This is a genomic window from Chryseobacterium gotjawalense, from assembly GCF_030012525.1.
Lineage (GTDB): Bacteria > Bacteroidota > Bacteroidia > Flavobacteriales > Weeksellaceae > Kaistella > Kaistella gotjawalense.
The window spans coordinates 769,878-793,641 of record NZ_CP124855.1; the positions used below are offsets into that span (position 1 = coordinate 769,878).

At 36.6% G+C, this 23,764-nt stretch carries 22 protein-coding genes and 1 tRNA gene; 15 read left to right on the plus strand and 8 right to left on the minus strand.

Features of this window, described 5'->3' with window-relative positions:
• The first annotated feature begins 48 nt into the window (after nucleotides 1-48).
• The 6 genes from QGN23_RS03405 (at nucleotide 49) to QGN23_RS03430 (ending at nucleotide 3,486) form a co-directional block, all read left to right on the plus strand.
• Nucleotides 49-810, plus strand: a complete 762-nt coding sequence (locus tag QGN23_RS03405) for a UbiA prenyltransferase family protein (protein WP_282905630.1) — start codon at nucleotides 49-51, stop codon at nucleotides 808-810.
• A 157-nt stretch (nucleotides 811-967) separates the two neighbouring features.
• On the plus strand, nucleotides 968-1,279 hold the full coding sequence (locus QGN23_RS03410) for a hypothetical protein (protein WP_282905631.1): 312 nt from the start codon (nucleotides 968-970) through the stop codon (nucleotides 1,277-1,279).
• Nucleotides 1,267-1,575, plus strand: coding sequence for a type II toxin-antitoxin system RelE/ParE family toxin (locus tag QGN23_RS03415; RefSeq protein WP_282905632.1), 309 nt, complete (start codon nucleotides 1,267-1,269; stop codon nucleotides 1,573-1,575). Before QGN23_RS03410 ends, QGN23_RS03415 begins: the two co-directional genes overlap by 13 nt.
• Nucleotides 1,572-2,651, plus strand: coding sequence for a DNA replication/repair protein RecF (gene recF / locus QGN23_RS03420; RefSeq protein WP_282905633.1), 1,080 nt, complete (start codon nucleotides 1,572-1,574; stop codon nucleotides 2,649-2,651). The genes QGN23_RS03415 and recF overlap by 4 nt, the downstream gene beginning before the upstream one ends.
• A gap of 74 nt (nucleotides 2,652-2,725) precedes the next feature.
• Nucleotides 2,726-3,106 (plus strand): four helix bundle protein, encoded by a 381-nt coding sequence (locus tag QGN23_RS03425; RefSeq protein WP_282905634.1) that lies wholly within the window; start codon nucleotides 2,726-2,728, stop codon nucleotides 3,104-3,106.
• Nucleotides 3,107-3,192: 86 nt separating this feature from the next.
• Complete coding sequence (locus QGN23_RS03430) at nucleotides 3,193-3,486, plus strand: hypothetical protein (RefSeq protein ID WP_282905635.1); 294 nt, start codon at nucleotides 3,193-3,195, stop codon at nucleotides 3,484-3,486.
• Here the strand turns inward: QGN23_RS03430 and QGN23_RS03435 are convergent.
• The 3 genes from QGN23_RS03435 to QGN23_RS03445 are packed head-to-tail and all read right to left on the minus strand — an operon-like array spanning nucleotide 3,464 to nucleotide 7,254.
• Nucleotides 3,464-5,497 (minus strand): recombinase, encoded by a 2,034-nt coding sequence (locus QGN23_RS03435; RefSeq protein ID WP_282905636.1) that lies wholly within the window; start codon nucleotides 5,495-5,497, stop codon nucleotides 3,464-3,466. The genes QGN23_RS03430 and QGN23_RS03435 overlap by 23 nt on opposite strands.
• Nucleotides 5,498-5,515: 18 nt before the next feature.
• Nucleotides 5,516-6,160, minus strand: coding sequence for a monofunctional biosynthetic peptidoglycan transglycosylase (gene mtgA / locus QGN23_RS03440; protein WP_282905637.1), 645 nt, complete (start codon nucleotides 6,158-6,160; stop codon nucleotides 5,516-5,518).
• Nucleotides 6,161-6,207: 47 nt separating this feature from the next.
• The gene (locus tag QGN23_RS03445; protein ID WP_282905638.1) at nucleotides 6,208-7,254 is read right to left on the minus strand and encodes an ABC transporter substrate-binding protein; all 1,047 of its coding nucleotides are present in this window, start codon (nucleotides 7,252-7,254) and stop codon (nucleotides 6,208-6,210) included.
• 47 nt (nucleotides 7,255-7,301) lie between these two features.
• Between QGN23_RS03445 and QGN23_RS03450 the strand changes: the two genes are divergently transcribed.
• Nucleotides 7,302-7,375 (plus strand) — tRNA-Arg (locus tag QGN23_RS03450).
• Nucleotides 7,376-7,404: 29 nt separating this feature from the next.
• Here QGN23_RS03450 and prmA read toward each other — a convergent pair.
• From prmA to QGN23_RS03465, 3 genes are all read right to left on the minus strand, one after another.
• Nucleotides 7,405-8,232: a 50S ribosomal protein L11 methyltransferase gene (prmA, locus tag QGN23_RS03455; protein WP_282905639.1), complete on the minus strand. Its 828-nt coding sequence runs from the start codon at nucleotides 8,230-8,232 to the stop codon at nucleotides 7,405-7,407.
• 173 nt (nucleotides 8,233-8,405) lie between these two features.
• Entirely contained in the window at nucleotides 8,406-9,407 is a 1,002-nt protein-coding gene (locus QGN23_RS03460) for a glycosyltransferase (protein ID WP_282906357.1), read from the minus strand.
• A 40-nt stretch (nucleotides 9,408-9,447) separates the two neighbouring features.
• Entirely contained in the window at nucleotides 9,448-10,623 is a 1,176-nt protein-coding gene (locus QGN23_RS03465; RefSeq protein ID WP_282905640.1) for a THUMP domain-containing class I SAM-dependent RNA methyltransferase, read from the minus strand.
• A gap of 170 nt (nucleotides 10,624-10,793) precedes the next feature.
• Here QGN23_RS03465 and QGN23_RS03470 point away from each other — a divergent pair, with 170 nt between their 5' ends.
• Together QGN23_RS03470 and QGN23_RS03475 are read left to right on the plus strand one after the other, a co-directional pair.
• On the plus strand, nucleotides 10,794-11,540 hold the full coding sequence (locus QGN23_RS03470) for a class I SAM-dependent methyltransferase (protein ID WP_282905641.1): 747 nt from the start codon (nucleotides 10,794-10,796) through the stop codon (nucleotides 11,538-11,540).
• A 9-nt stretch (nucleotides 11,541-11,549) separates the two neighbouring features.
• The gene (locus QGN23_RS03475; protein ID WP_282905642.1) at nucleotides 11,550-12,242 is read left to right on the plus strand and encodes a ZIP family metal transporter; all 693 of its coding nucleotides are present in this window, start codon (nucleotides 11,550-11,552) and stop codon (nucleotides 12,240-12,242) included.
• A 65-nt stretch (nucleotides 12,243-12,307) separates the two neighbouring features.
• Here the strand turns inward: QGN23_RS03475 and QGN23_RS03480 are convergent, their stop codons facing one another.
• Both QGN23_RS03480 and QGN23_RS03485 read right to left on the minus strand, forming a co-directional pair.
• Entirely contained in the window at nucleotides 12,308-13,711 is a 1,404-nt protein-coding gene (locus tag QGN23_RS03480) for an OmpP1/FadL family transporter (protein ID WP_282905643.1), read from the minus strand.
• Between the two features lie 26 nt (nucleotides 13,712-13,737).
• A complete protein-coding gene (locus tag QGN23_RS03485) occupies nucleotides 13,738-14,676 on the minus strand; it encodes a prolyl-tRNA synthetase (RefSeq protein ID WP_282905644.1) in 939 nt (312 codons plus the stop codon).
• A 146-nt stretch (nucleotides 14,677-14,822) separates the two neighbouring features.
• Here QGN23_RS03485 and proS point away from each other — a divergent pair, with 146 nt between their 5' ends.
• From proS to QGN23_RS03515, 6 genes are all read left to right on the plus strand, one after another.
• On the plus strand, nucleotides 14,823-16,298 hold the full coding sequence (gene proS, locus QGN23_RS03490; RefSeq protein ID WP_282905645.1) for a proline--tRNA ligase: 1,476 nt from the start codon (nucleotides 14,823-14,825) through the stop codon (nucleotides 16,296-16,298).
• 121 nt (nucleotides 16,299-16,419) lie between these two features.
• Entirely contained in the window at nucleotides 16,420-17,697 is a 1,278-nt protein-coding gene (locus QGN23_RS03495; RefSeq protein ID WP_282905646.1) for an OmpA family protein, read from the plus strand.
• 109 nt (nucleotides 17,698-17,806) lie between these two features.
• Entirely contained in the window at nucleotides 17,807-19,138 is a 1,332-nt protein-coding gene (locus QGN23_RS03500) for an Nramp family divalent metal transporter (protein ID WP_282905647.1), read from the plus strand.
• A gap of 89 nt (nucleotides 19,139-19,227) precedes the next feature.
• Nucleotides 19,228-19,767 carry a nucleotide exchange factor GrpE gene (locus QGN23_RS03505; RefSeq protein WP_282905648.1) on the plus strand — a complete coding sequence of 180 codons (540 nt, stop codon included), beginning with the start codon at nucleotides 19,228-19,230 and terminating at the stop codon, nucleotides 19,765-19,767.
• A 171-nt stretch (nucleotides 19,768-19,938) separates the two neighbouring features.
• Nucleotides 19,939-21,054 carry a molecular chaperone DnaJ gene (gene dnaJ / locus QGN23_RS03510; RefSeq protein ID WP_282905649.1) on the plus strand — a complete coding sequence of 372 codons (1,116 nt, stop codon included), beginning with the start codon at nucleotides 19,939-19,941 and terminating at the stop codon, nucleotides 21,052-21,054.
• 230 nt (nucleotides 21,055-21,284) lie between these two features.
• A complete protein-coding gene (locus tag QGN23_RS03515) occupies nucleotides 21,285-23,504 on the plus strand; it encodes an NADP-dependent isocitrate dehydrogenase (RefSeq protein WP_282905650.1) in 2,220 nt (739 codons plus the stop codon).
• Nucleotides 23,505-23,764: the final 260 nt, after the last annotated feature.

Genomic DNA, 23,764 nt, shown 5'->3' on the forward strand with positions numbered 1-23,764 from the left:
ACTTATTTAAAAACTTCAGGGTTTTTGAAACACTTGAAGGCGATTTTTATGAACAGTTTAAATTTACTAAAAAAATACCTTATCGACAGTCAACTGTATGTTTCTTTGATGGGGACTTTTTTTGCTGTATTTTTTATGTTGGAGGAGGATATTATCAAAATACCGACCATTGCACTAATTTTCATCACTTACTTCAGCGGCTATCTCTACACGAAATACCAAAACACAGGAAAACTTTTTTACAGGATCTTGATTTTTAATGTGTTATCCGGAATTATTTCGGCCGTTTTAATTCTCTACAATCACAATGAAAACAGGTTGATAAAATGGGGCATCATCGTAATTTTAGGTCTTTTATACGACAGTACTTTTCTTAAATTTTTCGTTCGGAAAATCCCGTTATTCAAAATATTTTATGTGGGTTTGACTTGGGCATTAATCAATTCCTGGTTGATTTTGCCGGAATTTAACCGCGAAATTTTCTGGATCAGCTGGCTCTTTATTACTGCGCTGGTTTTGCCATTTGATATTCGGGATGTCAATTCTGATACGATTGTAACTTTCCCACGATTAATCGGAATTCAAAACACAAAACACTTCGCTTATATTTTGATTTTCATCAGCGTAATGATTGCCATCTTTTCCTTAAAAACCGAGTTTTCTTTTGCCTTTTTTTTAACCTCGATTTTAACTTACATCCTGATTTATTTTTCGGAAAACTCAAACAAAGAAACCTATTTTTCGCTTTGGGTAGAGAGTTGTAGTGGACTTCCTTTATTATTTATTATATTAAAACACCTTATAAATTGATATTCACTTCTGCTTAAAAAATCTACTTTAATATAATGCATTTAAAAAAATCAGGCACCGAGAATTCCATTTCGTTAATTTCGAAGACTAAAATTCAGCGCTCTTTTTTTGAAAGCATTCTGAAATGAAATTTTTACCTTTACAGAAATATTGAGTGATGGAAAATTTTGAATTTTTAAAAAGTAAATTAATCAGAACAATCTCTGAAAGTTCCGACCGAAATTTGATTTTAAAATTGTGGGAATTGGTGACTGCTGAAAATGTAACATCCGTTTCTGAACCTCAATCAATCTATGAATCCGAAAAACCAATGACCGAAGAAGAAGTAGAAGAATATTTCCGGGAAGAAGAAATTGTTCTGCCTGAGGCGGTTCTGAAAATGATTGAAAAAGGATTAGATGATGTGAAAAACGGCAGAGTTTATACCGAAGAAGAAATGGACAAAATGGATGAAGAATGGCTAAATTAACCGTTGTATGGACTCATTTTGCGAAACAACAAAGAGATGAAATTTTCAACTACTGGAATAAAAGAAACAAAAGCACTTCGTATTCGAAGAAATTAAAAACTGCTATTAAATTAAAAACGGATCTATTAAAAACCTATCCCTTTTCAGGTAAAAAAACGGTGAATGATGAAACTCGGATTTTAATTTTAAAAAATTACAGTTTAATTTATACTATCCAAAAAAAAACTATTTATATTATTTCATTTTGGGAAAATCATCAAAACCCTGAAAAACTCGAAAATATTTTAGGATTATGATTATTAAAAAATTATCCCTTATCAATTTTAAAAACCATCACGAACGAAATTTTGAATTTTCAGCACAGATCAACTGTTTTGTGGGGAATAACGGCGTGGGAAAAACCAATATTCTGGATGGTCTCTATTATTTGTCAATGGCAAAAAGTTTTCTGGGAAACAAGGATCTTAATAATATTAAAACGGACGAAGATTTCTTCACCATCGAGGGAATTATTGATGATGGCGAAAAAGAAAATATCATCAAAATTCAGCAGCCGAAAGAGGCTAAAAAAATCATTAAAAAAAATGATAAAAGCTACGACCGGATGTCAGATCACATCGGATTTTTGCCAAGTGTAATCATTTCTCCCTACGATTCCAATCTGATTTCAGATTCGGGCGAAAGCCGCCGGAAGTTTTTAGATTCAATGATTTCGCAAACCGATTCTGATTATCTTTTTAACTTGATTCAGTATCAAAAAACGGTTCAGCAGAGAAATGCTTTATTAAAGGATTTCGCAAAAAACAGATATTTCGATGCTGACAATCTGGAAATTTACAATGAGCCTTTAATAAGATTCGGAACCAGAATCTTCGAAAAAAGAAGGGAATTCACCGATTCGATCGTGCCTTTAATTCAGAATTATTATGACATTATTTCTAAAGGGAAAGAAAAAATTACGGTCATTTATGAATCGGATTTAAGCGATCAAACCTTCGGAACTTTACTTCAACAAAATTTAGAAAAAGACAGAATCCTGACTTATACCTCCAAAGGAATTCACAAAGATGATCTGCTTTTTGAAATGAACGGAACATCGATGAAGAAAACCGCAAGTCAGGGGCAGCAAAAATCTTTTTTGATTGCGCTCAAACTTTCGCAAATGAACCGGATTAAAGAATTGACAGCAAAAACACCGATTCTTTTGTTGGATGATATTTTCGATAAACTGGATGACACCAGAGTTTCACAATTAATTGAACTCGTGAATCAGGAACATTTCGGACAAATTTTCATTACCGACACGAGCAGAGAAAGAACCGAAAATGTGGTGAAGAGAATTAATGAGGAAAGCAAGATATTTGAATTGTAAATCAAGGTCCGAGATACGGGCTAAGCGTTTAAATCCCGTTCATAAAGAGTCTGATTAATTTTAAAAATAATACGATGAGTTACAGAACATTAGATATTTATAAAATGAGTTTTGATCTTTTTATAAAAACACATCCAAGTTCACTGAAACTTCCAAAGTATGAACTTTATGAATTGGGAAGTCAACTAAGAAGATCCTCCGATTCTGTAGTATCAAATATTATTGAAGGTTACGGTAGAAGTTGTTATAAAAAAGAATACGAGAGATTTCTCGTTTTTAGCCACTCCAGTTGTGATGAAACCATAGGACATTTAGAAAAAATCATTCTTCTATATCCAGATTTAAAAGAGCATTTTGAAGTTCTTCGAAACGATTACAATTTATTAGGAGGCAAAATCAATAACTATCTCAAATGGGTCAGATTAAACTGGAATGACGGAACAGGAAAACCTTAACTTAAAATTACAAATGCTCCCCGTTTAAAATAAATCTAAAAACTCGAAACTCGAAACTCGGAACCCAAAACCCGTAACACTTACCAATGAAAAAGAAAAAAAGAGAATTTCAATCCTCAGAACTCGTGAAATCATTCGCAAGACTTTATGGTTTCGAAAATAAATTGCTGGCTTTTGAAGTCAAGGATTTCTTGCATGAATATCTGAACGACGCTCTTTTCAATGAAATAGAATCTGTGAATTTAAACAGGAAAATTTTAGAAATAAGAATAAAATCGCCTTTGCTTAAAAATGATTTCAGAATGCGGAAAACCTTTTATTTAAAGAAATTTCAGGAGAAATTCGGGGAAGAACATTTTATTGATCTTCTGGTTTTGTAATCACGGTATTATCCACCATTTCTTTCGTACTGGTATCTAAGTCTGAACGGATCGGCAAAAAGAAGCGCAGTGGGTTTTTCATAAAATACCTGAATATCTCACGGTAAATCTCTTTTACTTCGCCAAAATTCACCTTTCTCGAGCGGAATGCCAATATCATCGATAAGCCGAAACTCACGGCAAAATTAAAAAATCCGATCAGGAATACGGTTACAAAAGAAATCCAAAACGTGGCACTGCTCACCGAGAAATCAGCGCCGTACAATCCTAAAGCGAAATTTCCGGAAGCGAAAGTGATATGGCGAATATCTAAATCTAATCCTAAGAAAAGACCAATAGGACCGGTAATTCCAAGGAAAATACCAAACCAGAAATTCGAAATAATTCCCGCCCAATTTTTCGCGTAATACTCAGAAAGCCCTTTTGCCGTATTTTTCCCGACAAAATAATTAAGAAAAGGATTTTTTTCAATTCTTTTTGGAATATGATAAAACACAGAACTGTTGCCCACATTACCGGAAATAATCCCGGAAATAAATAAGAAAAATCCGGCGATACACGCGTGGAAAATAGCTTTCGACTGCACGGGATCCAAATCACTCAACAGCTTGGCCGATTTTTCAACTGCAAAATTCTGTTTAAAAATAACATCCATTCCGTAAATAATCGCAAGTGCAATCGGGAAAGCCAGCAAAACATTCCCCACAAAAGCGATGAACTGCGAGCGAAATAATCTGGAAACCAAATGTGCAAAATCCACATAATTTTTACGTGTATTTTCTCCTTCAGAAAGCACTTTTGCCATTGTAGCGGCAGTCATGGCCGGTTGTTTGGTGGCCAGCGTATAATTCATCAGATAAATCATGATGAATCCCATGGCATAATTGAAGCCATAGTAAAAAGCATGCGAAAAATCACTTCCCGGAATATAGCCGTACAAGAGTTTCAAAACACAAAGCGCTCCCACAATTACACCGCCGCCACTTGCGCGCCAAAACATGCTCATATAATCTTTGGGCGTAGAAGTAATGTAGTGAGAACCGGTTTCTGCAGTGTGATTTGTGATCAGGTGAGATTTCAGTCTTGTACTGTCTAAAATTAATTCCCGCAGATTATTTTTATGAGATTTATATTCTAATATCTTGAAAAACAACCTTTTAGAATTCTTTAAAACATCTTCTTCTTTATCAAAAATCATCACCGAAAGAATGTCTGACATTCGCTCCAGTTGTTGCCTGATTTTCATCAAAGACTGATTGATTTTCCCCGAAATACCGTATTTAGAAGAGTTTTTAAAAGCGAGCGCCACGAAATCCAGACATTGCTGCATCAGCACTTTAATCTGTTTATAATTGACATCTTTTGAAGTCAGGTTAAAATCCGGATTTTCTTTATAGCTTTGGTTTAACAGATCAATTTCATTTTGCATCGCCAAAAAAGGATTGTCAAAATTGCGGTATTCCGGTGCCATATTCATGACTTGCACATCCAACGCATTCCCGATAATCCGCCAGCAAAGTATGTTTAATGAAAAGAGCAATTCATTTTTCACACTGCGTTTCAAAATATACCGATCAACCTTCAGCAATCTGAAAATCTCATCTAAACTCTCTTTCTGCAGGTTTCTAAAAAACGCTAAATCAACTTTCGGGCGGACAGAAACCGTATCTACCAAATACCAAATTGTTTCTTCATTCTCCACACTGGGCAAAATTTTATCGAGCAGTCTTTTCTTCAGTTCCGGATAAAAAGCGTTTTCTGATAAGATATTAGCTTCGGTCAGCGAAAGGTTAAATGGTTTGCCTTCAAACAAATTGCGGATATAATATCCCAAATTTTCGGTTACTTCATGGCTTTCCCTCAGAAAATCCAAAACCTCATGAAAATCCTCTGAACGAATACTTCTAAGCAATTCAATGAGAGGATCCAAAGATTTGGTCTCATTTTTAAAACTGAAATATTTGGTCAGAACCGTACTGAAACCTTCTCTATGTCGAAAAATAACTCCCATAATCTCCGTAAAGATAAATTATTTAAGCGTAATGTTATTCATTTGGCGCATAATCCAGTTGTGCTTTTTATTGAGATAAGGAGATGGATTTTTGGGATCGTATTTTTGAGGATTTGGTAAAATAGTAGCAATCCAGGCCGCTTCACTTTTGGTTAAATCCCGGGCACTTTTATTAAAATAATATTGGGAGGCAGCTTCAACTCCAAACACGCCACGTCCCATTTCGATCGAATTCAGATATCTTTCCAGAATAACATCTTTCCCCCAAACCAATTCGATGATGAACGTGTAAACGGCTTCAAAACCTTTTCTAATCCAGCTTCTACCCTGCCACAGGAAAACATTTTTTGCTGTCTGTTGGGAAATGGTACTTCCTCCGCGGACCTTTTTCCCCTGCTGATTATGCTGCATAGCTTTCTCAATGGCCTGATAATCGAAACCGTTATGATCAAAAAATCTTTGATCTTCTGCCGCAATCACCGCCTTTTTCACATTATCGCCCATTTCACCGTAAGAAATATAATCTCTTTTCAGTTTTCCAAATTCCACCAAACCACCAATTTGTGTAAATGTGATGGGCGGATTAAAGAATTTACCCCACACAATAAACAGAATATTTGCCAGGATGATGATATAAATAAGTTTTTTAATTTTCTTCCACATAAACGCTGAATGACTAATTTTTAAAGATGCAAAAATAGAAATAATATTTACTTCAACTCTCTTAAATACGTTAATTGATAATTTGGCAACAATTCAGGATGAAAAATTTTGATATAATCCTTGAGCACCAAATCTGCCCGCACCACTCCGCTTTCAAAGTAATCATTTGATTTTCCGACTTCTCTGCCATTCATCGTGTAGAGTTTGCCGTCATTAAAAACGGGAAGTTTGGTGTAATTTGGATTAATCTGAAGCAGCTCTTTTTTATTGACGTGATTCCCGATATTCACCCAATATTCAACTTTTTGAGCTTTGGCAAAAATTTCTTCAAAACTCATCGGGACTGCTTTGGATTCGGAACTGCCAGCATTAATATAAGTTGCATTCGCATCAGAAATAAACTGTGCCAAATTAGATTTTCCTCCCGGTAAAAACCATTGGTTGCCATACATTTCGTTGGCCAAAACCACCGGCTTATTCATCGCTTTTTTGGCTACCGTTTTCAAAGAATCGTAACTTTTCTCAATGGTTTCAAAATGAGTAACTGCCTTCTTTTCCTGGTTAAAGAGTTTCCCAAACAACACTAAATATTTCGATTTTTCTAAAGAATTCTGTTCTAAATATTCATCCAGAAAAATAATTTCGATCCCGTTTTTCTTAATTAAATCATAGGTATTTTCAAAACTTGCGATGTAATTGGTGAAAACAGCATCAGGTTTTAAAGCGATAATTTTCTCTAAATTATATTTCTGTTCATTTCCGACATTTTGAATTTTCCCATCGGTAATCATTTGTTGAACTTTTTTCGAATAGACATATTCCGGACTGGAAATTCCGATGATATTTTGTTCTGAATTAAGTTCTGTGAAATAACCAACCAAGCTTGCATTCAACAAAATCACCTTCTTAAAAGGAAGTTTAGATGTAGGAACAGTATAATCGAATTTTCCTGATTTCAGATGAAAAAAATTGCCTTCATCCTTAAACTGAACATTTTCTGAGATGATTTGCCAGTTGTTCAATTTTGCAGAACTTTCTTTTTTGCAGGCTAAAAAAAGAAAAAGTGTAAAAATTGTAAAAAAAGTTACTTTCATTATTTGAAAAGAATAAAAAAGTGTTATATTTGCAGACCTAAAAAAAAGGCCTCGTGGCGCAACTGAATAGCGCACCTGATTACGGCTCAGGAGGTTACAGGTTTGAATCCTGTCGAGGTCACTAAAACCTAGCATTTCGCTAGGTTTTTTTTATTTCTCTAACAGCAAAGAAACCCACTCTTCTCTTTGTAACTTCTTTTTCAAAGTCAGTTTCTGTTCATTACAAACTTCCAGAATATCATCTACATCGAAGAAACATAGGCCGGAAAGTAATAACTGTCCGCCATTATTTAAAACCGAAACATACGTTGGGATATCTGAAATCAAAATATTACGGTTGATGTTGGCTAAAATAATATCGAAGTTTTCGTTTCCTAAATTATCTGCAGTTCCTTGTGAGATTTCAAGTTCAACGTTATTTCTTGCGGCGTTTTCGATGGAATTTTCTACTGACCATTCGTCAATATCGATTGCTACGGTTTTTCCGGCACCCTTTTGTTTGGCGAAAATCGCTAAAACGGAAGTTCCGCAACCCATATCCAAAACGGTTTTATTTTTGAAATCCATGTCGAGCATTTGCTGAATCATCAAATACGTCGTCGCGTGATGTCCGGTTCCGAAAGACATTTTGGGCTGAATGATAATTTCGTGCGGCAAGTTTTGATTTGGATGAAATTCGGCACGAATAGAAACCTGGTTTTCTATATTGATCGGAGAAAAGTTTTTTTCCCATTCTTCATTCCAGTTGATATTTGGCATTTCTTTGAAAGTATAAGAAACGCTGATTTCAGGATTCTGAAGCAGCTGAACTTCTTTCAGTTCTTCTTCTTTGAAAAGTTCTGTTTGAATGTAGGCTAAAATCCCGTCGTGTTCTTCGGTAAAACTGTCGAAACCGATTTCGATGAGTTCTGCCATCAGGATTTCGTTCCAGGGCTGAAGTGGCTGTATTTTGAAATTGAATTCCAGGTAATTTTGCATGCTTTATCTTTTTGCAAAAATAGTGATTTTAAGACGAAAATGCGCCCCGACCTGAGTGGAGCTCTTTTTGTGGAGCAAAGCGGAACAAAAAAGCGGGAACGGAGGGCGGAAATGTGCGCCCAAGAAAATAATAATTTCCTATTCGACGAAGCCAAATGTGCGCCCAAATAAAATTAAGGTTTATGAAAATGCAATGGAAATGCTTCTTCGGGTTTTTGGCGGAAAATATTCAATAAAATCCACGATTTCAGAAAGCCGTAACCGTACGAGAACATTTGGATATATGTAGAAATGATCGCCATTGCGGCAATGCTTATGTTTCTGGTTTTGTATAAAGCGTGGAAGAAAACGATGAACGTGTAAAGTCCGTAAAAACCTAAAATAAGTCCTTTTTGAAAGAAAAAATACTCGATAAATCCGAGGAAATATCCCACCAAAAAAAACGATGGAAAGGCAAAGGAAATCTTAGTGTATTTCGGATGACGCTGATTGAGAATCGGTCTTGCACAACCAAACTGATAGACCTGTGTGGAGAATTTTCCAAAGTCGACCCGGCGTTTATGATAAACGCCAATATCATCGAAAAACGCTGTTGTAAAGCCGTTTTCCCAAAGTCGCATCGAAAGATCGGGATCTTCACCAATGCGCATTTCTGAAAAACCACCAACCTTTTCGAAAGCCGATTTTCGAACGCCCATATTGAAACTTCGGGGTTGAAATTTAGTCACCGCTTTCTTATTGCCACGAATTCCGCCTGTAGTGAAAACGGAAGTCATGGAATAGGAAATGGCTTTCTGCATGAGATTAAAGCCTTTGTGGGCTTTGTCTGCGCCACCAAAAGCGTCGCACGGAATCTCGGAAATGTTCTTTTTAATATTTTGAATATAATCGGTTTCGACAATTACGTCGGAATCGACGAAAACGAGCCAGTCATTTTTGGCTCTTTTTGCACCGTAATTTCTTGACAATCCCGGACCTGAATTTTCTTTCCGGAAAAACTCAATCTTTAAACTTTCATTGAACAATTCGGCAGTTGGCCGTAAATTAATCAGTGAACCGTCATCGACAATGATGACCTCAAAATCTTTATCGGTTTGGTGGGATAAGGAATTGAGGAGCTCGAAAAGTTCGTCTTTCCGATTGTAGATAGCGATGATGATGGAGATGGTATTCAATGCGATGATTTGTTGATTTGGCGATGCGATGATTTGGTCATTAACTGTCTCCTTCTCTCCCTTCCAGTTTATGAATTTTCTTCGTTCCTTCATACATTTCGTACTGCATAAAACGACATTCCAGTTTTCCGTTAAACAGTTTAATTTTACGCGAAGGTCGCAATCCGACTCTTTTCAATGAATCTAAATCTGAAGAAATTAGCCAAGCCAAAGTATTTGGATAGTTTTTCTTAAAGGTATCTCCGATTTTAGCGTAAAACTCGTCATCATTAATTACAATTCTTTCATCATAAGGCGGATTGAAAACCATCATCAGCGGAAATAATTCTTTTTTAGATTCAAAGAAATCCTGGTGTTTTACTTCGATAACATCATCCATTTCGGCAGCTTCGATATTGACTCTTGCCGCATGAAGCATGTCTGAATCGATATCGTAACCCACGATTTTTCCGGTGAATTCCTTTACCCGATTAAGACGGACTTCTTTAATTGTTTTGAATAATTCTTCGTCATAATTCAACCAGTTTTGAAAACCGAATCTTCTACGGAAAGTCTGCGCCGGTAAATCCATAGCAATCATGGCGGCTTCAATCAATAATGTTCCCGAACCACACATTGGATCCAGGAAATTTCCTTTTCCGTCCCAGCCCGCTAATTGTAACATTCCTGAAGCTAGCACTTCATTCAATGGCGCTTCTCCCTGTTCTTTTCGGTATCCTCTTTTAAATAATGGATCGCCGGAAGAATCCAACGAAATTGTCACCAATTCCCGGTCGATATGAAGGTGTAATTTAATGTCCGGTTGTTGCGTATCAACGCTCGGTCTTTTGTTGTATTTGAATTTAAAGAAATCTACGATCGCATCTTTCATTTTTTGAGCCATGAACTGAGAATGTGAAAATCTTTCGGAATAAATTGTAGTATCAATTGCAAAAGACTGATCAACTGTCATATATTCATCCCAAGGAAAATCGAAAAGCTTGTCGTAGAAACGGTTTTCGTCCCAGGCTTTGAAAGTAAGTACCGGAACTAAGATTTTCAAGGCCGTTCGGGCGGAATAATTTATTTTGTAAAGAAAGCCCAAATCGCCTTCGCAGTTTACCGCACGGTTTTTTACTTCTACATTTGTTCCGCCGAGTTTTCTGATTTCTTCTGCTAAAATTTCTTCGAGGCCGAAAAACGTTTTAATCTGTATTTTTAAATTTTCTGTATCCATATATTGATGACCAACAATTTGTTGAATTATTAAAGGTGAATTGAGTTTATTATTAAAGGTTCATTAAAATGACCGATTGCTGTTTTCATAATTTCTGTAAAGATACTTATCCAAAGAAATATTTTTACAACTTGTCGTTTTGCAATTGCAAATTTAGTTATTTTTGCAGAATGGCATGGTTTGAAACTTGGTTTGATACTCCTTATTATCACATTCTTTATAAAGACAGAGATTTTGCAGAAGCAGAAAACTTCATCACTCTGTTAATCAACAACTTAAATATTCCGAAAGATTCGAAAATTATTGACTTGGCTTGCGGAAAAGGCAGGCATTCTGTTTTTTTGAACAAAATGGGTTATCAGGTTTTGGGTCTGGATTTATCTCGTCAGAGCATAGAACACAATAAACAGTTCGAAAATTCGGATTTAAAATTTGAAGTTCACGATATGCGTGCAGAAATTTTTCCTGAAATATCAATGGAAAAAGCTGATGCTGTTTTGAATCTTTTTACCAGTTTTGGCTATTTCGAAGATGAAAACGATGACCGAAAAGTTTTCCAATCAATCTCAAATGTTTTGAAAGACGACGGTTATTTTGTTTTGGATTTCCTGAATGCGAAATGGGTCGAAAATACTTTAATTAAAGAAGATCAAACAACGAAAGAAGGAATCGATTTTACAATTAAAAAGAAAATTGAAGATCAACACGTCATCAAAGACATCTTTTTTAAAGATAAAGGAAAGAATTATCATTTCTTCGAAAAAGTAAAACTGCATACTTTGGAAGAAATCAACGGTTATGCTCTGGAGTTTGGTTTTGAGCGGGTTCAAATTTTTGGTGATTACCATTTGACTGAATTTAATTTAGAAAGTTCCCCACGCTGCATTAATGTTTTTAAAAAGAAAAGCCACGACTAAAATTGAATTATGATTATTATTTTATTAATTCTCAGTGTTTTAATTGGAGTCTTTCTGGGAAAGTTTTTCGGAGACCGCGACAGGTTTGCTAAGACTATTTTGATCGTAAGTGCCGGCTTTTTAATTACCATTTGTTTGAATGAGGTTTTTCCCGAAATATATTCCGGTGAACATCATAACATTGGACTTTGGGTAATTGGCGGCGTTTTGCTGCAGATGCTTTTAGAAAATCTAACCAAAGGTTTTGAGCACGGGCACTTTCATCATCATTCTGATGGAAAAAACATTCTTCCCTTGGCCTTAATGATTGGGCTTTTTATACACGCTTTTTTAGAAGGAATTCCACTGGCAAATGAACGGGAAACTTTGAGCCCTTATTTAACGGGGATTTTGGTTCATAATATTCCGATCTCTTTTATTTTGGGCGCTTTTTTGGTGAAGAATAAAAAATTCTCAGCTTCGGCTTTTCTAATTATTTCGATTTTTGCGTTGGCGTCGCCTTTAGGTTTACTTTTAGGCAAATATTTTAATCCAAATCTTGAAGTGTATTTTCTGGCTTTGGTAGGCGGAATTTTTCTTCATATTTCATCAGTTATTATTTTCGAGAGCAATAAACATCACAATGTAGACTGGAAAAAAATTGGTTTTGTAACATTAGGCGTTTTGCTCGCAATGACCAGTCATCTTTTTCATAATCATTAAATTTTAACGCAAAAAAAAGACTCCAAATTAATTCGGAGTCTTTATTATTTTTAAGCTGTTCTCAGTTAGAATTTCCAACCGAGAGTTATAAAGAAATTATCTCTCTTATTTTTTACGTTTGAAACTATTGCTGAATTGGTTTCAACAACATTATCGTTAGAGAAATATCCCGTATTATTAGAAGCATAACCTCTTAAGAATGGACTTTTATATTCTGAGCTCAAATTTTGATAAGCCGCATCGATATAGAATGATTTAAAATCATAGCCGATTCCTGCTCCAACTGTAGATCTTTTCCCTACAATTAAATTATCATAAGAATTATTTCCTGCAGTTCCATTATCTGAAAACACTGAAATACTCACGGAATCAAAAGGACTTGTGGCAAAACCGTATCCACCTCTAAGACGCAAAGCATTGATTCTGTATTCGGCACCTACTTTTACTTCAGATAAATTTTTAGAATGATCACTGAAGAAGTTATTCAATTCAGTTTCAGCATTTCCATAGACTTTATATTTTGGCTTGGTTAAACCTAAACTATAGTCTACGTTGATTGCAAAACTTTTATTGGGAACGAAAGCTGCACTTAAAGTCGCTTTCATCGGCGTAGAAAGATTTCTATCCTCGGAATAAGTTCCGTCTGTTGGGTTTTCATATTCTTTATAAACTCTGGCGATACTCCACCAGGTTGGTGTTTCTAAAGCCGCGCCTACTCTGAATTGTGGATTTATTTTTCCAATAATCCCTACGGAAGCAGAAAAACCGTTAGAGGTTTCAGAAAATGGGGTGTATTGTTTGTTGTAAAAACTTGTGGTATTATTTACGCTGGAATCAAATGCAGCGGTATCGTACTGGTCAATAACTGCGCTGTGAAAATTTAAACCTGCACCAACATAAATCCTGTTATCATAATTACCGCCAACTGCAACGCTCATTTTCGAAAGATCACCATATCGGTTGTAGGCATGCCCTGCAAACGCTATATTATCAACTAATTGATTATCGCTGTTATAGAGATTGAAATTCACTTTGCTGTTACCCGGCGTTTCAGAATAATCTTCAATTGACTGACTGGAATAGTTGACTCCGATATTTACAAATTTCCAGGGAGATAAGCCGTCAATTTTTAATGCCATAACACCTCCCACATTTCCGAGGTCAGTCCGATTCACTTTATAATCGATTGATTTCCCTGCTAATGAAGTTGCATTCATACTGTTTTGAATCGCTAAAGTTCCTGACATTTCACTTGCAATATTCACTCCAATTCCAGCAGGATTCGAGTTTAATACCGAAAAATCTCCACCTAAAGCTCCCATAGATCCGGCCATTGCATTGTATTTTGCTGTTCCGTTTAAAGACGAATTAGAATAAATTTCTGACGTATTCCTAAGAGTGGAAATATCTTGGGCATTCACAAAATATGCTGCGGAAATACCCAAAATTATAAAAGACTTTTTAATCATTTTTTAAAATATGCTTGAATTAAATATTATCGTCTGAAGCCTCCTGAAGATCTAGTAGATCCAGAACTTGAGCTGGATGATCCACTGTTAAATCCACCACCTGAGTTCCCGGATCTGAAACCACCACCATCAGAATTATTTCTGCTTGGTTGGTTATAAGTAGGCGCTTCCTGTCTCGGCGTGTTATTTTGTCTCGGTGTTGAATTCGGTTGAGGCGAAGTTCTATATCTTGGTTGATTGTTATTTTGCTGTTGCTGTTGCGAATTATATCGTGTATTATTCTGCTGAGAGTTATATCGCGGATTATCATTTCTAAAGCCAGAACTTTGATTATTGTTCGGTCTTACCGCAGTATTACCAGTTCTAAATCCAGAACCGTCAGAGCCACTTCTTTTATTATTAAAACGCGGTGCATTATAACTGTTGTAGCCACCATAACCATATTGGTAAGGGGAATAGTATCCATAAGGACTGTAACTGTAGTAAGGATTATAGTAGCCGTAATAAGGATTGTAATATCCGGAGAAAGGACTACTGTAACCAAATCTCCACGGGTTATAATAACCGCCAAATCCCCAAGGTGATCCAAATCCAAAACTCATCCCAAATCCTGAATAAAATCCGTAAGGATATCCCCAGTCTGTATAATAAGTTTCGGTTCCTGTGAAATTCCCCCAATCGGAATTCAGGGAATCTTGCCATCTTTGGTTCCTGTTTTCGGAATTCAGATATTTGTTTTGATTGTCAGTTTGCTGATAGTCATAATAGTTCCCCACGTGATTTCCGTCGTTCATCACAATTCCCTCTGGAATGGTATCTTTATTGGGATCGTAATATATGCCGTCAGTCTCACTATAACCACCCATTGTCGTACCACAAGAGGCTAAAATAAAACTGCCGAATATTGCTAAAACCGCTTTAGATTTCAGCAATCCAATTGAATTTTTATAAGTAATTTTTTTCATGATAAGGTGAAAAAGTTTTAATTTGATTTATATTTGCAAATTGCACCAAAATTGTACCAATTATCGGGTAAAAATTTTGAGTAAAAATAGGCTTTTTAAATTAGATAATAAAAGCGAGTACTAGTTAAATTAAAAGATAAAATATAATGGCAAAAATTACTTCGAGAGCTGAAGATTATAGCAAATGGTATAATGAATTGGTTGTACAGGCTGATTTGGCAGAAAATTCCGGAGTCCGTGGCTGTATGGTTATTAAACCTTATGGTTATGCAATTTGGGAAAAAATGCGGGATGAACTTGATAAAAAATTCAAAGAAACAGGTCACCAAAATGCCTATTTTCCCCTTTTTATTCCGAAGAGTTATTTCGAAGCCGAAGAACAGAATGCAGAAGGATTTGCTAAAGAATGTGCAGTTGTAACCCATTACCGCCTGAAAACAGACCCTAATAATCCCAAGAAATTAATTGTCGATCCGGAGGCAAAATTAGAAGAAGAACTAATTGTCCGTCCAACATCCGAAGCTATTATCTGGAATACTTATAAAAAATGGATTCAGTCTTACCGAGATTTACCAATTTTAATAAATCAATGGGCTAATGTTGTTCGGTGGGAAATGAGAACACGTTTCTTCTTAAGAACAGCAGAATTCCTTTGGCAGGAAGGACATACCGCGCATGCGACCAAAGAAGAAGCCATTGAAGAAACTGAAAAAATGATCCATGTATATTCAGATTTCGTAGAAAATTTCATGGGCATTCCTGTGATTAGAGGAATTAAAACAGCTTCAGAAAGATTTGCAGGTGCAGATGAAACCTATTGTATAGAAGCTCTAATGCAGGATGGAAAAGCTCTGCAGGCCGGAACGTCACACTTTTTAGGACAGAATTTCGGTAAAGCATTTGATGTTAAATTTACCAATAAAGAAGGCAAAATCGAACATGCCTGGGGTACTTCGTGGGGAACTTCTACCCGATTAATCGGTGGTTTGATTATGACGCATTCTGATGATTTAGGCTTGGTACTTCCTCCAAGTTTAGCGCCAATTCAGGTGGTGATTGTTCCTATCTTTAAAGGTGAAGAACAATTAAACCAAATTAATGAAGTCGCATTTGAAATTCAGGAAAAATTAAAAGCCAAAGGCATTTCTGTGAAATATGATAACCGAACCGATAACAAACCGGGTTGGAAATTTGCAGAATATGAACTGAAGGGAGTACCAATCCGGATTGCAATGGGCGCCAGAGATTTAGAAAATAAAACGGTAGAAATAGCGCGTAGAGATAATTTAACTAAAGAAACACAACCTTTAGAGAACATTGAGAATTATATTGATGAATTATTAAAAACAATCCAAAAAGATATTTTCTCTAAAGCATTAAATTATAGAGACTCTCACATTACGAAGGTAAACTCTTATGACGAATTTAAAAAAGTACTTGATGAAAAAGGTGGATTTATTTCTGCGCACTGGGACGGTACCGCTGAAGAAGAGGAGCAAATTAAAAACGAAACAAAAGCCACAATCCGTTGCATTCCTTTGAATAATGAATTGGAAGATGGCATCTCTTTAATTACCGGAAAGCCTTCAAAACAAAGAGTGATTTTCGCAAAAGCCTACTAGTCAATCATAAAGCAAACTGTATTCTTTAAAGTGTTAATATTTTAATAAATTAGTTAATATGTAAGGTTTTGGACTAAATTTTGCATATATCCCAGCAATTAACCTTAAAAATTAAACTATTATGGCATTAAACATTATTGATCTTATTAAAGGGCAATTAGGTCCAGCGTTGATTTCACAAGCTGCCTCTCAATATGGAGAAAGCGAATCAGGAATTTCAAAAGCGATTAGTGGATTACTTCCAGCTGTAGTTGGTGGTATGGCTAATAATGCAGATAAACCAGGAGTTCTCGATGCAATTACAGGAGCAGCTTCAAGTGGTATGCTTGGTAATTTACTTGGTGGAACTTCAAACAGTTCTTTAATTACTACGGTATTAACCGCAATTTTTGGAGATAAAATTGGAGGTATTGTGAATGCGATATCCTCTTATTCCGGAGTCAGCAATTCAACATCTAGTTCTTTATTGAATATGGTTACAGGAGCGACTTTAGGTTCTGTAGGGAAATATGCGGCAGATAATAACATCGGCGTATCTGGAATTACCAGTTTGCTACATGATCAAAAAGGAATCGTTTCTTCATTACTTCCTGCCGGCCTTTCTTTAGCTTCATTAGGTGTAGGAAATCTTTTCGGCGGACATGAAGCAGAAACTGTAAAAGTAACTTCTTACGATCAACCAAAAGTAGAAGTCAACAGAGGCGGAAACACAAATTCCCATCCTGCGCCAAGTGACAATAACAATGAAGGAGGATCTATCTGGAAATGGTTATTACCTCTTATATTACTGGCTTTAGCAGCCTGGTTCCTTTGGAAACAATATGGTAAGAAACCTGAGCCTGTAACGCAAAACACGGAAATCGCTCCAATAGATTCATCAATGTCAACCGCTAATGACAGCGCAGCAGTAATGATGCCTCAAAAAGAAGTTACAGACATCGACTTAAACGGAAAAATGATTAAAGGTTATGCCAATGGAATGGAAGCATCAATGATCAGTTTCTTAAAATCTGACGGTTATAAAAACGCCGCAGATGATGCAGTATTAAAAGATACCTGGTATAATTTTGACAATGTAAACTTCAAAATTGGTTCTGCTACTGAATTGGAGCCAGGTTCTGAAGGACAAATCCAAAACTTAGCAGAAATCTTAAAAGCTTATCCTGATGCTAAAATAAAAGTGGGCGGTTATACTGATATAACTGGTGATGCTGCGAAAAATAAAGAGCTTTCTCAAAAAAGAGCTGATTTTATCAAAGCTGAACTTGGCAAATTAGGCGTAACTAAACAAGTTGTTGAAGCAAAAGGCTACGGAAGCGAATTCGCGAAAGTTCCTGCCACAGCTTCTGACGACGAAAGAGCTGTTGATAGAAAAATGGCCGTACGTTTTACAAAGTAATTTCTTAAAATTATATTATAGGAATCCCGAAATTTTTTCGGGATTTTTTTTGTTTTATAATTGATGATAAGATTTATTTAATTATTTTTGTTAGGCTAACCTAACATTTGTGAACAATCAGAAAAATCCTTGGAGAAGAGAAAAACAATCCAATTCTTTACCGGAAGTTTTTTCTTCTATCAATATTCCAAAGGATGCTGGCTTTTGGAAGAAACTCTTTGCGTTCGCTGGGCCAGGATTAATGATTGCAGTTGGCTATATGGATCCCGGAAACTGGGCTACCGATATTGCAGGAGGCGCACAGTTCGGCTACACCCTACTTTCTGTAGTTTTAATTTCGAATCTCTTTGCGATGATCCTCCAGCATTTATCTTTAAAATTAGGAATTGTTGCAGAACGGGATCTAGCGCAAGCTTGTAGGGACCATTTCAGCCCGACTACGAATTTTATCCTTTGGATTCTCTGTGAAATCGCTATCGCTGCCTGTGATTTGGCAGAAGTTATCGGATCAGCAATCGCTTTGAATTTACTTTTCGGAATTCCATTAACTTGGGGAGTTGCCATCACAATAGTTGATGTTTTCATTATTCTTTTCCTTCAGGCCAAAGGTTTTCGCGTTATCGAAAGTATTGTTGCAGGCTTAACTTTTGTTATTTTGGGAAGTTTTGCGTATGAAATCATTTTAAGTAAACCCGATATTTTCCCACTTCTTGCCGGATTGGTTCCTCAGAAAGAAGTGATTGCCAATCCTTCTATGCTATATATCGCAATCGGAATCCTGGGAGCGACTGTAATGCCACACAACCTATACCTGCACAGCAGTATCGTGCAAACCAGAAATTACAAAAGAAACCACGACGGAAAAAAAGAAGCGATTAAATTCGCCACCATTGACAGTACGGTTTCTTTATTTATAGCATTTTTCATTAATGCAGCAATACTTATTGTTGCCGCTGCAACTTTTCACACCACCGGAAATCATGATATCGCCGACATTCATGATGCTCACGAAATGCTGACACCCATCCTGGGAACTACTTTTGCCAGTATCTTCTTTGCAATAGCTTTATTGGCGTCCGGTCAAAATTCTACTTTAACTGGAACACTGGCCGGACAAATTGTAATGGAAGGTTTCCTCAACATTCGCTTAAAACCTTGGTTAAGAAGATTAATCACCCGCTCGATTGCGGTAGTTCCAGCTTTGATCGTAACGATACTGTATGGTGAGAAAGGAACTACTGACTTACTGGTTTTAAGCCAGGTCATCTTATCGATGCAACTTAGTTTCGCGGTTGTTCCGCTGATCATGTTTACCAATTCTAAATTAAAAATGGGCGTATTTGTAAACAAACCATGGCTTCAGGTATTAGTTTGGATCATCTCGGGAATAATTCTCACTCTTAATATTATTCTGCTCTTTCAGACATTTACTGAAATGTAACTGCAGTACTTTCTTATAAATCTGCCGAAATGTCCTAAAGTCTTTTTTGGCAAAATCTTTGTGAATCGTTCCGTATAAAATTTAACATTATGTCAGACCACAAAGATATTCACGAAGAAAACTTAAATCCACAAGACGATTTTACTCAAAACAGTACAGAAGAAACCACTGAAAGCGTGACAACAGAGCCGTCTTCAGAAGACCTTTTGGCAGAAGAAAGAGACCGCTATATCAGACTTTTTGCAGAATTCGAAAATTACAAGAAAAGAACAGCCAAAGAAAAAATGGAATTCTTTCAATATGCTAATCAAGACATGATGATTTCGATGTTGGATGTTCTGGATGATTTCGAACGTGCGCTAAAAGAAATTGCCAAAAATGGTAATGAAGCAGATTTGAAAGGAGTGGAACTTATCTACCAAAAATTTAAAAATAAACTGTCTGATAAAGGATTGAAAGCAATGACCGTAAATGCTGGTGACGATTTCAATGTTGATTTCCACGAAGCAATTACGCAAATCCCTGCGCCTACTCCAGAGTTAAAAGGTAAAATTGTAGACGTTATAGAATCGGGTTATCAGCTTTCTGACAGAGTAATCAGATTCGCAAAAGTGGTTACTGGAAACTAAACTTTAAACAGTCGAATTGTGCAGCCCGGCTTGAGTGGAGCTCATTTTTTTAGCGTTGGCAAATTGCTTTGGCAAAAAATAGCGGGAACGGAAGACGGATTAAGCTGCCCAAATAAAATATATTAAAAATGTTTTCAGTCCTTATCTGAAGATAATTCACTCATAATTATTATGTCTAAAAGAGATTACTACGAAATTCTGGAAGTATCTAAAAGTGCTTCTCCAGAGGAAATAAAAAAAGCCTACCGTAAAATGGCCATTAAATTTCACCCGGATAAAAACCCAGGTGATAAATCCGCGGAAGAGAAATTTAAAGAAGCTGCAGAAGCGTACGAGGTTTTGAGCGACGGCAATAAAAAAGCGCGTTATGACCAGTATGGTCACGCCGGAATGAACGGCGGCGGCGGGTTTGGCGGCGGCGGTGGCTTCGGCGGCGGAATGAATATGGACGATATTTTCTCCCAGTTCGGTGATATTTTCGGTGGACATTTCGGCGGTGGCGGTGGTCAGCAAAGACAACAGCTTCGCGGAAGCAACCTGAGAGTAAGAATTAAGCTGAACCTCGAGGAAATGGTTAATGGCACACAGAAAACCATTAAAGTTAAAAAAATGAAGCTGGCCCCTGGTGCAACTTCCAAAACCTGCCCTACCTGCCACGGATCCGGTGTACAGATGAAAGTGATGAACACCATGTTCGGTCAAATGCAAACACAAACGCATTGCGGAACTTGTCAGGGTATCGGTAAAATCGCCGATAAAATACCGGCTGGAGCCAACTCACAAGGCTTGATCAAGGAGGACGAAGAAGTAACCATTAATATTCCGGCAGGAGCAAGAGAAGGAATACAGTTGAATGTTCGCGGAAAAGGAAACGACGCACCATTCGGTGGAACTCCCGGAGACTTATTGGTCGTTGTAGAGGAAGAAGTAGATGCACACATCAAAAGAGAAGGCGATAATCTTCATCAGGAATTGTATATTTCTTTTGCAGAAGCGGCTTTGGGAGCACATAAAGAAATCCCGACCGTGGGTGGAAAAGTTAAAATAAAAGTGGATGCAGGAACACAGTCCGGAAAAATATTAAGACTTTCTAAAAAAGGTTTACCAAGCATCGACAGTTATGGAACCGGTGATATGTTTGTTCACATCAATGTCTGGACGCCACAAAACCTATCAAAGGAACAAAGAGATTTTTTCGAAAAACAGTTGGCAAATGGCGAAATGCTTGCTGAACCCTCTGGAAAAGAAAAGACATTTTTCGAGAAAGTGAGAGACTTATTCGATTAGTGATACAAAAAGAGATTTCGAAAGGAATCTCTTTTTTTTAATGCAAAAGACAAAAGCTTTATTCCAAAAAAAATCAAAAGTTTATAAAAGTTATAAAATCTAAACTTTATTTTTTTTGCTGTTTTTATAAACCCTGATAAACGGTAAGAAATCCCTAAAAACCAGTCGAAATCTGCCTAAAATTCACTACTTTTGTGCATGCTTAATTTTAAAATTAAAAATCAAATATAATGGCAGAAAAATCTAAAATCGTCTACACGCTGACAGACGAGGCGCCAATGCTGGCAACTCATTCTTTTTTACCTGTTGTACAAGCGTTCACTAAAACTGCAGACATCGAAATTGTACCAAAAGACATTTCACTTGCCGGCAGAATCCTGGCAAATTTCTCAGAATATCTGAAAGACGATCAAAAAGTAGAAGATGCTCTGGCTGAATTGGGTCAGTTGGCAACTACTCCAGATGCAAATATTATTAAACTTCCGAATATCTCAGCTTCAGTTCCACAATTAGATGAAGCCATTGCTGAATTACAAAAGCACGGTTTCGCTTTACCTAATTATCCGGCCGAACCGAAAAATGCGGATGAAGAAAAAATTAAAAACACCTATGCCAAAGTTTTGGGTAGCGCTGTGAATCCTGTTCTTAGAGAAGGGAATTCAGACCGTAGAGCACCGAAAGCTGTGAAGAATTATGCCAAAGCAAATCCTCACAAAATGGGAGTTTGGTCAGCAGATTCTAAAACTACCGTAGCAAATATGAAAAGTGGCGATTTTTATGGAACTGAAAAATCAGTAACGGTAGAAAATGACGCTCAATATAAAATAGAATTCTTCGGAAATGACGGTTCTGTAAAAGAACTGAAAGGATTATCTCCTTTGAAAGCCGGAGAAATTATCGATTCTTCTGTGATGAGTCTTTCTGCACTGAAAGGTTTTGTTGCCGATGCAATGGCAGAAGCAAAATTAGCAAATGTTCTTCTTTCCGGACACCTGAAAGCGACAATGATGAAGATTTCTGATCCAATTATTTTTGGAGCTATTGTAGAAACGTATTTCAAAGATGTTTTCGAAAAATATAAAGATACTTTCAAAGAATTAGATATTAATCCAAACTTCGGATTAGCAACACTTTTTGAAAAAATTTCCGGTCATCCAAAAGAAGCAGAAATTAAAGCGGATATCGCAAAAACAATTGAAAACGGACCAAGAATCGCGATGGTAAATTCTGACAAAGGAATTACCAACTTCCACGTTTCTTCCGACATTATCGTTGATGCTTCTATGGCTGCCTTAATTAGAGGTGGCGGTAAAATGTGGAATGCAGAAGGAAATGAAGAAGACACTGTTGCAATGATCCCGGACAGATGTTACGCAGGTTTCTACCAAGCAGCCATTGATGACATGAAGAAGCATGGTGCACTTGATCCCCGAACAATGGGCTCAGTTCCCAACGTTGGATTAATGGCTCAGAAAGCTGAAGAATACGGTTCTCATGACAAAACTTTCCAACTTTCTGCAGACGGAACTGTAAAAATTTCTGATGCTGATGGGAATGTATATATGGAACAGCCTGTTCAGACAGGAGACGTTTTCAGAATGTGCCAGGCAAAAGATGCACCAATTCAGGATTGGGTAAAATTAGCGGTCAACAGAGCGAGATTATCAGATACTCCTGCCGTTTTCTGGTTAGATAACCAAAGAGCGCATGACCGGGAAATGATCAGGAAAGTTGAGAAATATCTTAAAGATTATGACACAACTGGTCTTGACATCCGAATTATGAATATCGAAGATGCGATGAATTTCACTTTAGAAAGAATCAGAAAAGGTTTAGATACCATTTCTGTTTCCGGTAATGTATTGAGAGATTATTTAACTGACCTCTTCCCTATTTTAGAATTAGGAACTTCGGCAAAAATGCTTTCTATCGTTCCATTGATGAATGGTGGCGGTCTTTTCGAAACCGGAGCCGGAGGTTCTGCACCGAAACACATCCAACAATTTATCCAGGAAGGTTATTTGCGTTGGGATTCTTTAGGAGAATTCATGGCATTACAGGCGAGTTTAGAACATTTGGCTCAAACTCAAAATAACGATAAAGCGCAGATTTTAGCAGATGCTTTAGACGTGGCCAATGAGAAGTTTTTGGCTAATGACAAGTCACCTTCACGAAAAGTAGGTTCTATCGACAACAGAGGCTCCCATTTCTATCTGGCAATGTATTGGGCAGAAGCATTAGCAACACAAACCAAAAATGCTGATATGGCGGCTATTTTCGCTCCTGTGGCTAAAGCGATGCTTGATCAGGAATCAATAATTAATGATGAGTTAATTGGTGCGCAAGGGAAACCTCAGGATATCGGTGGATATTACCAGCCAAATTCAGAGAAAACAGATGCAGCGATGAGACCTTCAACAACTTTGAATACGATCATTGATGGAATTTAATTAGTGATTTTAACTAAAATAAATTTTATATAAATTTAAAACACTTTCCAAATTGGGGAGTGTTTTTTTATTATCAATTAGGTATAATATTGATTAAATCTCATCCTTTTATTTAAATTAAAAAATAAGACCATCCTTAGACCTGACTAACCAAAGATTGTATTTTTAAAAACTTGGTCATCAAAATTATCCAAATCCATTTTAGAAATCTTGAAGATCACACCTTTGCTTTTCAATCTTTTCTAAAGATTCTTTTTCCA